We start from the raw sequence: 14984 nt of genomic DNA on the forward strand, positions 1-14984 counted from the left end.
CCCTGTTAGCCCAGAAGGCGATGAATGCGCTGTAAACCTGCCACCAGGCGGTCGACTTCTTCTTCGGTGTTGTACATAGCAAATGAAGCGCGGCACATTGCTGGCACTTTGTAGAACGCCATCAGCGGCATCGCACAATGATGGCCGGTGCGCACCGCAATGCCGTAGTTATCAAGGAAGCTGCCCACGTCATAAGCATGATGCTTACCAAGATTAAAGGCGATAACCCCAAGACGATGTTCAGGGCCATAGATGGTCAAATCAGGAACCGCCTGTAGCGCCTGCTGAGCGTAGCGCATTAGCGAGTGCTCATACTCACTAACCTCGGCAAGATTCAGGCTCTCCACGTAGCGTAGAGCCGCTCCCAGCCCGATAATCCCGGCAGTATTAGGTGTGCCAGCCTCGAAACGCCACGGCGCTGCGGCATACGTGGTGCCTTCTGTCAGACTAACGCTTGCGATCATCGACCCGCCCCCTTCCCAGGGTGGCATGTTTTGTAGGATCTCCTCGCGCGCATACAGCACACCAATCCCGGTCGGCCCATAAATTTTGTGGCCGGAGAAAAGATAGAAATCGCAATCCATCGCCTGCACGTCAATGGCGTGGTGCATAATCGCCTGGGCGCCATCCACCAGCACTTTCACGCCTGCCTGATGCGCGGTAGCAATCATTTCACGTACCGGGTTTTCGGTGCCGAGCACATTGGAAACCTGGGTAATCGCTAACAGTTTTGTGCGCTCATCAATCAACGTCGGGAACACATCAAGCTGCAAGGTGCCATCTTGATTGAGCGGAATAACGCGCAGCGTAGCGCCCGTCTGCTCGCAGAGCATTTGCCATGGCACGATATTGGCGTGATGCTCCATCGCGGAAATAATGATGTTATCCCCGGACTGGATATTGGCACGCCCCCAGCTATTAGCAACCAGATTAATCCCTTCGGTTGTCCCGCGAACAAAGACAATTTCTTCCGGGGTTCGTGCATTAATGAAGCCTGCAACCTGATTACGCACGTTCTCCATCAGCTGGGTGGCTTCTGCACTCAGCGTGTGGATACCGCGATGCACCGCTGCGTAACCATGGCTGTAAAAATCCAGTTCGGCATTAATCACCGCCTGTGGTTTTTGCGCACTGGCAGCACTGTCTAAATAGACCAGCGGCTGCCCATTCACTTCCCGGCTCAGAATCGGGAAATCAGCACGCACCCGTTCTATGGAAAAACTCATGCAACGCCTCCTGCAAAGCGCTGGCCGATACGCTCCAGCACCTGCTGTTTTAATGCCCCGTCACTGATGCTTTCCGTAAGCTGCGCGGCAAAGGCAAAAATAATCATCTGAAGTGCGGCTTGTTCTTTGATCCCGCGTGAGCGCAGATAGAACATCTGTTCGTCGTCAATACGGCCAATCGTGGCACCGTGGCTGCATTTCACATCATCGGCATAGATTTCCAATTGCGGCTTGGTATCCACTTCCGCAAGACGCCCCAGCAGCAGGTTATTGTTGGTCATCTGCCCGTCGGTTTTAATCGCGTGCTGCGCCACTTTGATCATGCCGTTAAATACCGCACGACCTTTGTCACGCACGATAGTTTTATGTAACTGGCGGCTATTACAGTAGCCCTTGTTATGTTCAAGCCAGGTGCGGGTGTCGCACACTTCGTTGTTGATTGGCAACGCCAGGCTGTTCATATGCAGTTGTGTGTTCTCGCCGTTTAATTGCGAACTGGTGTTGTGGCGTAATACCGCAGCCCCCAGCAAGAAGCTGTTGCTTTCAACTGTCGCATCCTGACCAACGATTAAATCATTATGGGCAAAGTGGTAGCTTTGAGCATTTTCAAAAGCCATTTTGTCGTGATGCAACTGGCTGTTTGCACCAACTTCAGCCGTAAAACGCGCCCCGGTAAAATGGGCGTGCTCATCGAGGCTGACGTAATGCTCAATCACCGTTGCCTTAGCACCTTCGCCAAGCGACAAGTGGTGGCGATAATGAGCGGTATTCATCTCGCCCTGCTCACTGCCCCGGCTAATGTGCATCAGCAACAGTGGTTTCGTCGGGCTGTGATTACGCGCCACGCGAATGTGGGTCACCGTTTCTGCCAGGCTTTCAGTCAAATGCAAGAACACTTCGCCCTGCACTGCCGCCGGTAGCGAGTCGCGCGCTTCGTCAACCGTCACCTCAAAACCACTTTGGGTTAAGTCGTCACTCAATTGCGCACTGAAGCGCCCGTCAACAAACACCAGCCGCCACGCATCCACTGACAACGCCAGCGCATCGCGTTGAATCTCAGTTAATGCCTCTGGTGCAGGCAAGACAAACTGGTTATTGAGCAGCCCATCAAGCGGGGTGTATTTCCAGTTCTCATGTTTACGAGTCGGCAGACCCAGGCGCAGCATTTGCTGCATATGTTCCTGAGCTTCTTTGCTGCGTTTCTCGCCCTGCGTTTCAAACAGGTGGTGCCACTGTTGCAGGGCGTTGCCGTTACTGCTGTTCGGTAAGCCAGCCATAACCCTGCTCCTCCAGTTGTTTCACCAGACTGAAATCACCCGATTTCACAATTTTCCCCTGATACAACACATGAACAAAATCAGGCTTGATGTAATCAAGAATACGCTGGTAGTGAGTAACGATAATGAACGAACGGTTGCCATCACGCAGGGAGTTAACCCCTTCCGCCACGATTTTTAAGGCGTCAATGTCCAGCCCGGAGTCGGTCTCATCAAGAATGCAAAGTTCAGGTTCAAGAACCGCCATCTGCAAAATATCGTTGCGTTTTTTCTCACCGCCAGAGAAACCCACGTTCACCGAACGAGTCAGCAAATCTTCCGGCATTTTCAGCAGTTTGATCTTCTCTTCCATCAAATCCTGAAAATCAAAACGGTCGAGTTCTTCAAGACCTCGATACTCTCGCACCGCATTCAGCGCGGTTTGCAAGAAGAACTGGTTGCTAACGCCGGGAATTTCCACCGGGTATTGAAACGCCATAAAGATGCCTTCGCCTGCGCGATCTTCAGGTGATAATTCCAGCAGGTCTTTGCCTTTAAAATGAACCTCCCCCCCGGTGACTTCATAGTCATCACGCCCGGCAAGCGTTGCGGAAAGCGTACTTTTCCCTGAGCCATTCGGCCCCATAATGGCGTGCACTTCGCCGGGTTTCACTTCAAGGCTCAAACCGCGCAGGATCTCTTTGTCCTCAACGCTTACCTGTAAATCTTTAATGCTCAGCATAATTTTCCCTTAATCCTTAACCAACACTGTGCTCAAGGCTAATCGCTAATAGTTTTTGTGCTTCCACCGCGAATTCGAGCGGTAATTCTGAGAACACGTCTTTACAGAACCCGTTGACGATCATTGAAATGGCATCGTCCTGGGCTATCCCACGTTGCAGGCAATAGAACAGCTGGTCTTCACCAATGCGCGATGTAGTTGCTTCGTGCTCAAGCTGGGCGGTGTTGTTGCGACATTCAACATACGGGAAAGTATGCGCGCCGCTGTCCGGCCCAATAAGCATGGAATCGCACTGGGTGAAGTTACGGGCGTTTGTCGCCGTCGGCATGATTTTCACTAAACCGCGATAGCTGTTCTGGCTGTGTCCGGCCGAGATCCCTTTCGAGATAATCGTCGAGCGGGTGTTTTTACCAATATGAATCATCTTGGTGCCAGTGTCGGCCTGCTGATTCCCTGCCGTCAGCGCCACCGAGAAGAACTCGCCAATCGAGTTATCGCCGCGCAGAATCACACTTGGGTATTTCCAGGTGATCGCCGAGCCGGTTTCAGACTGCGTCCAGGACATTTTGCTGTTCGCGCCTTCGCACAAGGCGCGTTTGGTCACGAAGTTCAGAATGCCGCCAGTGTTGCCGTCGCCGGGGAACCAGTTTTGCACCGTGGAATATTTCACTTCGGCATCTTTATGGATGATGACTTCCACCACTGCGGCGTGAAGCTGGTAGCTGTCGCGCACCGGTGCCGAGCACCCTTCGATATAGCTGACGTAACTGCCTTCGTCGGCCACTAAAATGGTACGTTCGAACTGACCTGTTTTCTCAGCGTTGATACGGAAATAGGTGGACAGTTCCATCGGGCAACGCACACCTTTCGGCACATAAATAAACGTCCCGTCGGATGCCACTGCTGCGTTGAGGGCCGCAAAAAAGTTATCGTTACTCGGCACGACGGTGCCAAGATATTTTTGCACCAGCTCCGGGAATTCATGAATGGCCTCGCCAAAAGAGCAGAAAATAATGCCCTGTTCAGAGAGTTTTTCACGGTACGTGGTCGCCACAGAAACGGAGTCAAAAATCGCATCCATGGCGATATTCGAGCCTTCGCGCACCGGAACACCGAGCTGTTTAAATGCCTCTTCCACTTCACCGGTCAGATAAGCGTTGCTACCAGGCTTCTGGACCGCGCCGGGTTGCGATTCACAATTATCATCGCAACTGCCGCACGACGGTGCCGAGTAGTAGCTGTAATCCTGATAGTTCAGCTTATCGTAATGGGCCTTCAGCCAGTGCGGCTCTTCCATCTCAACCCAGGCGCGATATGCACTCAGACGAAACTCAAGCATCCACTCAGGCTCATTACGCCGCGCAGAGATTGCCCGCACCACATCCTCATTGATGCCGTGAGCCATTTCGTCGGTTTTCAACTGGGTGAAAAAGCCTTCTTTATAAGAGTGGCCACCCGCCCAGGTTTGCACTTCTTCAGACGTTTCAGTGTTACGTGACATAATCCCGCCTACACCCCAAAGCTTTCACCACAGCCGCATTCGTGCTGTGCTTTCGGGTTGTTGAATTTGAATATTTCGTTTAATCCTTCGCGCACATAATCGACTTCCGTTCCGTCGATGAACGGCATTGCTGAAAGTGGCACCCACAGCTTTGCACCGTCCGTTTCAAATAGGAGGTCGTCAGATTTAGGCTCTTTGACGGTATCCAGCACATAGCCGAAACCCGCGCACCCGGTCTGTTTAATGCCCAAACGTACACCGAGGAAATCCGGCTGCTGGCTGGCCAGTTTGCGAATATGAGCCACAGCATCAGGGGTTAACGTCAGTCCCTTCCAGGCAAACTCACTGGGATCGAAGCTACCGGTTTGCACATCCATAGTTCACCTCTTTATGTTTTGCCGCCCAAAGGCCAATACCCTATGTTAATGATAACTATTATCAATACAACATCCTGATAACAGGGGTATTCACGAAATGCGCTATTTTTAGGCGTCTTAACTAAGGATAGACCCTGCTGAAAGTCTTGCAGGCGGTGAAATGAGCTATTTAACCCAATGAAATTAAGAGAATTTAACTGGAATAAGAAAACTTAGGTGATAGAAAGTAAAAGATGTATAGAGAATACCGATTTATGCGATTGGTAGCTCCAGTGAGCACGATGATGTTCATCGCCAATGCATACATGCGCATTCTAATAAACGTCAGGCACATGATGTTCACCCGGCGGAGTGGTGCACAGTCACAACTTAGGCTATTTTCATTTTCATCAAATAAATCTCACCCTAATTTTGTTTAGGGGTTATCTGGCTAGAAATGGGGCTTTAATGAAAAACTTGATACTGGGTGTGATAGCAAAAATTTCTAAAATGGATGCCGAAGCCAAGCAACTGGCGGCAAAAGTCGAAGCTCAATCTTTGCTTATAGGAGCATTGTTACTGACCATTGGTAAAAATGGCGGTATGAATGAAATGCTTGAGAACGTCAGAAAAGCAATCAATGCAGCTTTAGATGCGGCTGATACTCCCCTGAAGACTGACGCTGAGATACTTTTAAATGAATTCAATAACCTTCTTTTGTTAACGCAACTGCTGGAAACAAACGATGCTGAGATTGATCTTGAAGCTCTGAAAAGTATGCCTGGCGAAACGGCTGCTGAATGAGTTTACCCCAGGCTAGAAGTCATGCTTTTAGCCCTTTACTCAGAACGTCGAGGCTGGGTAATGAAAACGAGATGGGATTACTTTTTAGACTAGAAAGCCCTGTTTTTTGGATAAAAACGTAAAAGATAAATTAATGACAATCATTGAAACGGAAAGATTAATTTTACGTCCTCAAACCATTGCAGATTTTGATGTGTGGTTGCCCATGTATGCGGACCCTGAAATTTTCCATGTGACCAATTCTCCAGGGTTTACACCGGAAGAAGGATGGAATCGTATTTTGAGAAACATCGGGCACTGGTCAACATTTGGATTCGGGATCTTCTCCATCTTCCAAAAATCTGATGGTGTTTTTTTAGGGGAAACGGGGCTGGCTAATTTTCATCGTAATGTTGATGAAGCGTTTGATAAATGCGCTGAAGCTTCATGGGTCATTACGCGCATGGCCCAGGGCTGCGGGATTGCAAAAGAGGCTGCCGATGCCGCACACCATTGGTATGTCGATTCGTTTTCGCCATCCAAAACCGTGTGCCTTATTGTGAAGCATCACCCGGCTTCAATTCGCGTTGCTCAACATATCGGTTACCGTATTTATGATGAGTGCTTATATAAAGGAGCGCAGTGCTTCAAGCTCGAACGCTTATTTGAAAAATAATCAGCTTTTCAGATGCAATTAACTTCATCAATATTCCTCTTCTTACTCAACACGTTCAGAAGAGGAATGGCTTAATCCACTTTTATAGTTTGTTTAACTCTTATGGTTTGAAATCTAATGGCGCATTTTTGAAAACTTCATATATAGCCTTATTTGGTGGTGCTGGTATATGAGCCTGACTGGCTGCATTTAGAGCTGCGTGGCACAAAGATGCGTCACCACGTTCTGCTCTGATTACCATGAGTAAGCCATCAGGTGCCAGATTAACTCGGACATAGCAGGTCATTCCATTAAATGAAACGTGATCATAAAACTTGCTCTCTATTGCCGTTTTAATCTCGCCAGCGTAACTCCCAACCTCACTATTTAATTTGTTATGATCTTCGCTCGATGAAAGATCACCTAATAAATCATCCACTTCTTTAGGTGATGGGTATTCAATTGAAGCACCGCCTTGCAGTTTAAATGTCACCGTTCTCCAGACTTGTGCTGCCGTTCCTTCAGGAAACTTGCACCGTTTAAGTGCGTTAACAGTCTCACGGAAAAATAACTCATCACCTGATGTGTCCACTGAAGTAACTTTCCCGCCAGAATCGACATGCATTACGGCATGAACAACACCTTCTTGTTTCGTTGCATGTGCCCTGGCTGGATATTGAACCTGTGGGCAAGCACGCCATTCTAAAGGCTGCAACAAAGGGGTGCTTGGTTGACGTTTAACACAACCAGATAATATTACGGTACAGGCAATCACGATTAATACCAGGCCAGACCCGCTGAATCTGAAATTAAAATTCTTCACTTTCCCTTCCATAAAAAAAAGCCACAAAGAGGGATTGTCAGCGAAATGAAATACTCACGAGTAGATTGAAATCAACTTTTGTATCCAATTGAAATAATTTCACTTTTATAAAACTGTCACTCTCGCCTAGAACTGCATAAGGCGGGTTCGTGCTTATCACGTATTGCCAGTGCATAGCCCCATGAGTTCCATTCGAAGCATTGAAGATGAACTCTCAACTTTCAAAGGCGCTTGATAGCGCCTTTTCCCTTTTTATAGTGGACTATTTTCAGTCACTTCTTTAATCGTCCAAACTTTCTCTTCTTCTGACAATATCTGATATGTCCTTAAAGATGCATATGTACCGGAGAGTGGGAAAGAAGATAAAGTTATAAATGAATACATCTTCCCGGCACTATCTTCGAAAGCCCGACGATTCCAAACCATGTAGCCGCTATCCGTTTTTGTAGAAATCATGCGCCCACCGTCGGATTTTAAATCTGGCGCAGTATCAATAATTGTCTTGCCGATAAAGTTCTTTTTCAGTTTTGCAACTTCTTCATCACTTATCGCCAGGGCAGCTTGAGCTGGAAAATGTTCAACAACGTTTACTACAGATAAAGTCGTCAATGAAGGCGTAACTTCCTTTAAACCATTTTCATTGGCATAGGCATCCAGATAACAATTTTTCAGTGCATCCTGCGCCTCCCTGAAATCCGGGTCAGAAAGACCGGGGTAATCGTTGACAGTCCCACCCTCCTTTCTGAACGCAACGTATTCAGCACAGTTTGAGATACTTGCCGTACCTTTGTTGCTTAAATTAACTGAGATGGGCTGACCATTAGACATTAGTGTCTCACTATAGGCATTACCCACAGCAGCCATCAAAAACAGGCCTGTAACTAGTTTGAGCTTCATGATTCCTCGCGCATAAAATGTTATTAACACAATGATAGTTATGAGATTATTCGTATGCTTTAATTTTAGACATCGTATAATACGAAGACTACCAACACTTGTCATTACAAATAACATGGATATAACCCCAGCCCAGGCAACGTTTGTCTTATCGCTCTCGTCTTCTCTTTTTGCGATAATGTTGTAGTCAGTCAATTGTTGCTCAGAGATATGAGAAATACGTTTCCCATATGAGCAAAATATATGAGCAGATGAATTTAAACGGCAATAATTGCCCGGTTTAATTACATTACTTTAGTGGTAGATTTCATCTACGGAAGGATATTTAATGCGCTATATACTTTTTATAATTGTGCCTTTATTAAGCTCCTGTAATTTTAGCTTTATGAAGTTTGATAATGAACCTGTGGTGCAAGCAACATACGCAAATAGCGCGACAAAAAGTACGGTTATTGCTGCAGGAGGGGAACCAGATAGTGAGATGAATGTTCCAGAAATCAACGGAACTTGCATTAACTACAGACTAAAAAAAGATACAGAGACAATGCCTTTCTATGTCGCTTTCGATAAGAATGGAAACCGAAAGCATTATGGCTATATCTCGTGCCAGGAGGCGAGAGCTAAGGGAGTATTTAGTCAGTAAAAGATCATTCCTCTTCTTACTCAATACGTTCAGAAGAGGAATGACTTAATCCACTTTTACAGTTTGTTTAAATCTTAATAACCCGCAGCTTTGTTAGCCGCTTTTATGCGCTTATTTCTTGAATCTTTTTCATTTTTATCAGTAGCCTGCATTATTCCACCAGCAGCATCGACCCAATCGCTCGCGGTGCATCCGGATAATGTCAGACTCAACATAAGCGCGAATATATACTTCATTTTAACTCCCTTACTTCTCATCAATGTATAAAAAACGTCCGTGTAATACGCAAAGTATTTGACGCTGAATACACTATTTTGACAAATAATCTCAACAGGGGCAAAGGAGAATATGTTGCACAAGTGCATTTACACATGACGTTGCACGCCACAATACGCCTACAACGTCATGAAACTCGATATCAGGATGCGTTGAGGGCTGCTTTATTTGCCTCTAGCGCATCAACGGCACATTGCTGACCCAAATGGTCGCCCGGTGCACCGCCGATACCAATGGCACCGATGGTTTGGTTATCAACTTTCACCGGTATTCCGTCGTCCAATAATAAGAAGCATGGGATAAATCAATCAACAAAGAACCTTGTGGGGAATTTCTTCTGCGCTAAGGCCGGGTCGCTACTGTTTGAAAGCAAGGCGAGAATGACATTATTTTGCCCAAGTTTGACCGTGATATCGCGATACAAAATACGGAACTCAGCGCTTTGTTCCTCATACTGCTGATGCAGAGCATAGACAACCACGCCCCCGACACAAAGCGCAGTGAGAATCAGCCAGATGAGGACTTTACGCATCGGGTTCCTTAATTTCGGATATGTACAATAGAGATCAAAGCCAGCCTTTTTTGCTGAAGGTCGCTCGTGTCGCTTCATTCAAATCATAGTTGCCCAGTTCTGAATGTTTAACCCAGGCGATCTCCTGAAATTCTTCGTTAAACGTGACATGGCGATTGGCGCTCACGCAGTCAAACAACAGATAAATCATATAGATTTCTTCTTTGCTGCCATCAGCATAGCTCTTCACTCGCACGTCGTCGGCAAAGGTCCACGGCTTAATGGTGGTTATCTGGAGTTCAACGCCCAACTCTTCACGAATTTCTCGTAGCAAAGCCTCTTCCATTTTTTCACCCGGCTCCATTCCACCGCCGGATAACGCCCATTGCCCCGGAAACACTCCGCGATCGTCTGCCATCTTACACAGCAGTACTTCACCGTTATTTTCAATAATTGGGCAGACGATAATTCTCTGACGCATACGACCTCCTGATGTCTTTAGTTTTGCTGACGTTAGCAGAAATGCGCTCGTGAGTCTCACCTGGCATAATGCCTATGGCTCTGATAATTAGATATTTGCGAGGAGAACGGTGATTAGAATTTATCGAAATAAGTGCGGTTGCTTAATGGAGTATTGATGTGCCTGGTGAATGCGTGGGTGGATGATTTGAAAACACCGATTCCTGCGAACCACAAACATAGCTTAAAGAAACCGGTGGATATCGCTTGCGCTAATCCACCCATGTATCTTGAAACGGTATCGGGTTAGCGCAGCGTCATCCAAGATTAATTCCTTCTATCACTGCCATTCACGACCACGCAAATGCAATGTCTCAGAAGGCTTTTCCAGGAACAAGCGTTGATAATCAGTGGCGAACTGTCCGAGGTGCCAAAAGCCCCAATGCATCGCCGCGTCCTTCACCGTATTCCAGTTAGACCACGGGCTTATCAATTCCCGGCGAACTGCATTTAAACGAAGTGTTTTAAGCCATGCGTTCGGCCCGATACCCAGCACTGCATGGAAACCATTTTGCAAAGTACGGCGGCTAACGTGTAACTCATTGCACAGCTCGAGTACCGTTAACGGTTCCGATGTGCGACTTAACACACAGTCACGTGCCTGTGATACCAGGCGCTGGTAGCTGATTTTACGAGACATCAGTTCTGATGCTACCGGCTGGGCACTTTCCAGTAGTTCACTCATCCCCGAGAGCAAATTATGTGTCAGTACTCTGCGCACGTTTTCGTTGCGCATACATTCAGGGTCATGACTGCCATGAGCCAGCGCTTCATTGATAAAACGCCAGATTGTCTCTTTTTTCTGCTGGCACACATCCAGCGCAGAGTTATTTTGCAAAAGCTCAAATAAAACATCGGGTTGCTGAAACAATCCGGCATTACGAAATAGCACATCGTTGGCAATCACCACGCCGAGAATAGTGTATTCATCTGGTGTGCTAAGCTCAAACTCCGTCCCTCCGGGGCGGGCCGCGATCTCCTCTTTCCCCAACAGTTGAGTACCGATAAACCCTTTTTCGCCATGCGTGGCCGGAATGCCAAACCAGAAGGCATTCGGCCACACCATGCAAGACTGGCGAAGGGCAAGGCTGGTGTATTCACGGAACATTTGGATGTCATCAAATAGCATCTCAGTCAGTTCACCCTGAAAATGCCCAGGCTGGAGCTGATCGTAAAGTTGCTGCCACGCAGTGATGGTGCAGGCATGTTCATAGACATCTTTTGTCACACGCTGTTGAATGACATCATCTTCAATCAGAGGTGTCACCTTTTCGTCCCGCGCATACTCCGTTTTACGCAGATGATGTAAGTCAGTATTAATTTTCTTACTCATACGCGACTCCTTGCGATACTACTCAGACTTCAGACGATAACGGCTGTTACGCTTACGCAATTTTCCGTCATGGAATAAAGCCTCAAGTTGCGTTCTGGCTTCTTCGAGCGGCCAGTTAAAGTGTGCCGCGACTTCACCCGCCGTCATGCCGTGCTCCTGGGTTTGCAGCGCATCGAGTAACGCTTGTGTTTCCATGGGTTTGACTGCCACCCGTTTGGCTGCGGGCTTACGGCCAAAACTGCAAACCAGCCGCTCAATGTCTTCATCAGGGCGGCCCAGTTCCTTACGGCTAACAACTCGTCCGGTGCGGCTGGCAGCAGCAGAGCCTGCATCCAGCGCTGCACGACAAGCCGCGAGATCCCCTTCAACAACTAACGTCACCATGCCAGGATTGAGCACTTCGTGGTTCAATAAGCGCACGTTTGCTGCCTTTAGCATCGCATCCGCAGCATCAATCCCCGCGACCAGGCCGTACACTTCGAGCAAACCGAGTGAGTTCATCGTTTACCCCCTATGCACGCTGAATTGGATTACGCGCTATCTCAAGCACAGCTTCACTAAAGGCGTTACAGGCGGCTTTACAAGCGGCCTGACTGCCCGTCATAAAGGCTGCCGAGTAGTTGGTTTCCGACGGTGGCGGCACGTAAGTGACAATGCGCACATCAGCAGATTTCAACGCAGCATCAATGCCAAACGTGGCTTCCAGCGGCGGTGCAACCAGGTAGGCCATTGGGTCCCCCAGCAAGATCCCTGCCGTTGTTGAAAGATACGAGCCTGTCCGGGAGATTAGATGAGCCAGAAATGCGGTATCTTCCGCATCGTTAGCCCACTGAAAAGCAGGCCCCTGTTCAATAGTGGCAAACATCGAATCCAGCCCGGCACGCACTTCAGCAGGATTTGGCCCACCCAGCATAATCAGAACTTCCCCGGCTGTAGGTGACGGGCCGTGTGCGGCGCCAGCATACAACGAACGCCCAAACACCACTTCAACCTGTGCCTGTTTAGTCGCTTCGTCGGCGGCAATATAGGTTACATCATCAGAATCAGCAGTAATCAAACCCAGGCTACGAATATGGGCAGGCAGTTTCAGCTCACGGGCAAACCCTTCACTGACGTTGGCGATAACCCGCATCGCTTTCACATTCGGTTTAATCAAATCTAAAGCTGGCATGGTAATGCTCCCTTTAACGAGTCAGGTTGATGCCCGACGCTTTCTGCGCCAGCATACGTTTAGCAAGTTCGACAATGACGGCCGCCGCTTCTACTGGCGGTGTACCACCCCGGTGAATGTTAGAGATACAGGTGCGGTCGGCTTCCACCGTGGTGGCAGTTTTTGGTGAGTAAACGGCGTAGCAAGACAAACTTTCCGATTGCCCAAGCCCTGGGCGTTCGCCCACCAGCAAAATCACCACTTTCGCCCCCAGTAGCTCACCGATTTGGTCTTCAATCTTCACGCGCCCATAGCGCACAAAGAACGGTGTGCCGACATGTAGCCCGGATTGTTCCAGTCCTTGCAGCAGTGGTGGCAAAATTTCGCCATAGTTGGCGGTGATAGCATCTGTTGAAAGACCGTCGGAAATGACGACCTGAACATCCGGGTTCTGTTTGCAACTGGTGCGCAGCAATTCGATGGCATTAGCGCTAAGGCGGCGCCCCAAATCCGGGCGTGTAAGGTAGAGGTTTTTGTCGCTGATTTCTGATTGTAGCTCCAGTAGCCCTTGCTGCTGCACCCATTCGGCGGGCACTTCTTTAAGAACGGTATCTTTCGAGCGTGAATGGTCAGCTAAGAAGCGCAACAAAGCCTGAGTGCGGGGGCGCGGCCCGGCGCGGCCGGTGCATACACGGGCAACCGTGCTGTGGCGCAACTCTTCAAGCACATCAGCGCGATGCGGGTTCTGCACGCCAATCCACATTTTGGCCTCAGTAGAACCTAAATCGACACTGCAACTTTCTTCTGTTGTTGTTTGCGCCACGACAGGCATAGTTGGGGAAGCAACAACCGCAGGCTGCACGGCATTGGCTGGGGTTTCCATATTCTCCAGCACGCTGCGTACAATTTCTTCAATCTGTTTTTGGTCCATGATGATTTCCCTAATGATTTCAGAAGAACAGCGACGGATCGCCAGCCCGGGACGTTAAACGGCCATTAGCCATCAATCCCATTGTTTCCAGCCACGCTTCAAACTCCGGCGATGGGCGCAGGTTTAGAAGCTGGCGCACGGTAGCGGTATCGTGGAATGCCGTGGTCTGGTAATTGAGCATGATGTCGTCACCCAGCGGCATCCCCATGATGTAATTACATCCGGCGGTTGCCAGCAGGATCATCAGGTTCTCGTTGAGGTTCTGGTCCGCATCTGCGTGGTTGGTGTAACAGCAGTCACAACCCATAGAGATGCCACTTAACTTGCCCATGAAGTGGTCTTCAAGCCCGGCACGGATAATCTGCCGGTCGTTATAGAGGTATTCCGGCCCGATAAACCCGACGACGGTGTTGACGATGAAAGGATCGTAATGGCGTGCCAGGCCGTAATTTCTGGCTTCCATTGTCACCTGATCGGCACCAAAGTTTGCCCCAGCGGAAAGTGCCGAACCTTGCCCGGTTTCGAAGTACAGGCAGTTTTCCCCGGCGATGCGGTTAAACTCCGCCCCTACCGCACGAGCCTCATCCAGCATGGCTAGCTCAACGCCGAACTCTTTTAGCCCCTTCTCGCTGCCACAAATACTCTGGAAGATAAGCCCTCCGGGTGCGCCGCGCTTGATAGCCTCAATTTGCGTGGTGACGTGCGCCAGTACGCAGCCTTGCGTCGGAATCGAATACTTGTCGATAACGCTGTAAATGGTGTCGAGTACGCGGGTTAAGTTGCCTACATCATCTGTTACCGGGTTGACGCCAATCACCGCATCGCCCACACCAAAACACAGCCCTTCGTAAATTTGAGCTTCGATACTGCGCACATCATCACGCGTATCGTTCGGTTGCAGGCGTGCACTAAAGGTGCCCGGCAAGCCAATTGTGGTATTCGCTTTTTTGATGACAGGCATTTTTTTTCCGCCATAGATCAAATCCGCGTTCGAGCAGATTTTAGCCACTGCTGCCACCACTTCGGAGCTGATGCCTTTACGTAAAAAGGCAATATCATCAACGCTGGTCTCATCGCTGAGGATGTACTCGCGCAGCTCGCTGATGCTCCAGTTTTTAATCCGCGCATAGGACGTTTCGTTGATGTCGTCCTGGATAATGCGCGTCACGCAGTCATCTTCATAAGCGATAACCGGGTTCATGCGGATATCCGCAACCGTCATCTCAGACAACACCTGTTTTGCCGCCACACGTTCCTGTGAACTGTGTGCAGACACGCCCGCCAGCACATCGCCGGAACGTAATTCGTTGGCTTTCGCCAGCACTTCTTTAACATCCTTGAACTGATAAACTTGCCCAAACAGCGTGGTTTTTAGTTTCATT

18 protein-coding genes and 1 pseudogene are annotated in these 14984 nt (G+C 48.8%); 3 read left to right on the forward strand and 16 right to left on the reverse strand.

Translation table 11 applies throughout. From position 1 onward, the window contains the following. Window positions 1-5: 5 nt before the first annotated feature. From sufS to sufA, 5 genes are read right to left on the reverse strand one after another with little or no spacing between them, the layout of a single operon-like run. Window positions 6-1226 carry a cysteine desulfurase SufS gene (sufS, locus tag EDF88_RS04055; RefSeq protein ID WP_134183052.1) on the reverse strand — a complete coding sequence of 407 codons (1221 nt, stop codon included), beginning with the start codon at window positions 1224-1226 and terminating at the stop codon, window positions 6-8. After that, on the reverse strand, window positions 1223-2503 hold the full coding sequence (gene sufD, locus EDF88_RS04060; protein ID WP_064518359.1) for a Fe-S cluster assembly protein SufD: 1281 nt from the start codon (window positions 2501-2503) through the stop codon (window positions 1223-1225). Before sufD ends, sufS begins: the two co-directional genes overlap by 4 nt. After that, the gene (sufC, locus tag EDF88_RS04065) at window positions 2478-3224 is read right to left on the reverse strand and encodes a Fe-S cluster assembly ATPase SufC (protein WP_064518357.1); all 747 of its coding nucleotides are present in this window, start codon (window positions 3222-3224) and stop codon (window positions 2478-2480) included. The genes sufD and sufC overlap by 26 nt, the downstream gene beginning before the upstream one ends. Window positions 3225-3240: 16 nt before the next feature. Continuing rightward, window positions 3241-4725 (reverse strand): Fe-S cluster assembly protein SufB, encoded by a 1485-nt coding sequence (gene sufB, locus EDF88_RS04070; RefSeq protein ID WP_064518354.1) that lies wholly within the window; start codon window positions 4723-4725, stop codon window positions 3241-3243. 8 nt (window positions 4726-4733) lie between these two features. Then, window positions 4734-5102, reverse strand: coding sequence for a Fe-S cluster assembly scaffold SufA (gene sufA / locus EDF88_RS04075; protein WP_064518352.1), 369 nt, complete (start codon window positions 5100-5102; stop codon window positions 4734-4736). Window positions 5103-5549: 447 nt separating this feature from the next. Between sufA and iraP the strand changes: the two genes are divergently transcribed. Both iraP and EDF88_RS04085 read left to right on the forward strand, forming a co-directional pair. Further along, window positions 5550-5885 carry an anti-adapter protein IraP gene (gene iraP / locus EDF88_RS04080; RefSeq protein ID WP_064518350.1) on the forward strand — a complete coding sequence of 112 codons (336 nt, stop codon included), beginning with the start codon at window positions 5550-5552 and terminating at the stop codon, window positions 5883-5885. Window positions 5886-6018: 133 nt separating this feature from the next. Beyond that, window positions 6019-6540 carry a GNAT family N-acetyltransferase gene (locus tag EDF88_RS04085; protein WP_134183054.1) on the forward strand — a complete coding sequence of 174 codons (522 nt, stop codon included), beginning with the start codon at window positions 6019-6021 and terminating at the stop codon, window positions 6538-6540. Between the two features lie 100 nt (window positions 6541-6640). Here the strand turns inward: EDF88_RS04085 and tolA are convergent, their stop codons facing one another. Together tolA and EDF88_RS04095 are read right to left on the reverse strand one after the other, a co-directional pair. Continuing rightward, the gene (gene tolA / locus EDF88_RS25085; RefSeq protein WP_347876563.1) at window positions 6641-7342 is read right to left on the reverse strand and encodes a cell envelope integrity protein TolA; all 702 of its coding nucleotides are present in this window, start codon (window positions 7340-7342) and stop codon (window positions 6641-6643) included. Between the two features lie 252 nt (window positions 7343-7594). Continuing rightward, window positions 7595-8239 carry a hypothetical protein gene (locus EDF88_RS04095; RefSeq protein ID WP_134183056.1) on the reverse strand — a complete coding sequence of 215 codons (645 nt, stop codon included), beginning with the start codon at window positions 8237-8239 and terminating at the stop codon, window positions 7595-7597. A 328-nt stretch (window positions 8240-8567) separates the two neighbouring features. On the opposite strand from EDF88_RS04095, the gene EDF88_RS04100 reads away from it, so the two are divergent. Next, complete coding sequence (locus tag EDF88_RS04100) at window positions 8568-8882, forward strand: hypothetical protein (RefSeq protein ID WP_134183057.1); 315 nt, start codon at window positions 8568-8570, stop codon at window positions 8880-8882. A gap of 74 nt (window positions 8883-8956) precedes the next feature. On the opposite strand, the gene EDF88_RS24650 is transcribed toward EDF88_RS04100, so the two are convergent. From EDF88_RS24650 to EDF88_RS04140, 9 genes and pseudogenes are all read right to left on the reverse strand, one after another. Beyond that, on the reverse strand, window positions 8957-9118 hold the full coding sequence (locus tag EDF88_RS24650) for a hypothetical protein (RefSeq protein ID WP_166671945.1): 162 nt from the start codon (window positions 9116-9118) through the stop codon (window positions 8957-8959). Between the two features lie 182 nt (window positions 9119-9300). Beyond that, a pseudogene (locus tag EDF88_RS04105) lies at window positions 9301-9459 on the reverse strand (heme-binding protein); the annotation flags it as partial. 3 nt (window positions 9460-9462) lie between these two features. Beyond that, a complete protein-coding gene (locus EDF88_RS04110) occupies window positions 9463-9690 on the reverse strand; it encodes a hypothetical protein (RefSeq protein WP_134183061.1) in 228 nt (75 codons plus the stop codon). Window positions 9691-9724: 34 nt separating this feature from the next. Beyond that, a complete protein-coding gene (gene nudI / locus EDF88_RS04115; protein WP_134183063.1) occupies window positions 9725-10150 on the reverse strand; it encodes a nucleoside triphosphatase NudI in 426 nt (141 codons plus the stop codon). A 318-nt stretch (window positions 10151-10468) separates the two neighbouring features. Further along, a complete protein-coding gene (gene eutR / locus EDF88_RS04120) occupies window positions 10469-11521 on the reverse strand; it encodes an HTH-type transcriptional regulator EutR (protein ID WP_134183065.1) in 1053 nt (350 codons plus the stop codon). Window positions 11522-11539: 18 nt separating this feature from the next. Next, window positions 11540-12022 (reverse strand): ethanolamine utilization microcompartment protein EutK, encoded by a 483-nt coding sequence (gene eutK / locus EDF88_RS04125; RefSeq protein ID WP_134183067.1) that lies wholly within the window; start codon window positions 12020-12022, stop codon window positions 11540-11542. 10 nt (window positions 12023-12032) lie between these two features. Further along, a complete protein-coding gene (gene eutL / locus EDF88_RS04130) occupies window positions 12033-12692 on the reverse strand; it encodes an ethanolamine utilization microcompartment protein EutL (RefSeq protein ID WP_134183069.1) in 660 nt (219 codons plus the stop codon). A gap of 13 nt (window positions 12693-12705) precedes the next feature. Then, window positions 12706-13602, reverse strand: a complete 897-nt coding sequence (gene eutC / locus EDF88_RS04135; RefSeq protein WP_134183071.1) for an ethanolamine ammonia-lyase subunit EutC — start codon at window positions 13600-13602, stop codon at window positions 12706-12708. A gap of 19 nt (window positions 13603-13621) precedes the next feature. After that, window positions 13622-14983, reverse strand: a complete 1362-nt coding sequence (locus EDF88_RS04140) for an ethanolamine ammonia-lyase subunit EutB (RefSeq protein ID WP_134183073.1) — start codon at window positions 14981-14983, stop codon at window positions 13622-13624. Window position 14984 lies beyond the last annotated feature (1 nt).

Origin of the sequence: Buttiauxella sp. BIGb0552 (genome assembly GCF_004366275.1) — a bacterium.
GTDB classification, from domain to species: domain Bacteria; phylum Pseudomonadota; class Gammaproteobacteria; order Enterobacterales; family Enterobacteriaceae; genus Buttiauxella; species Buttiauxella gaviniae.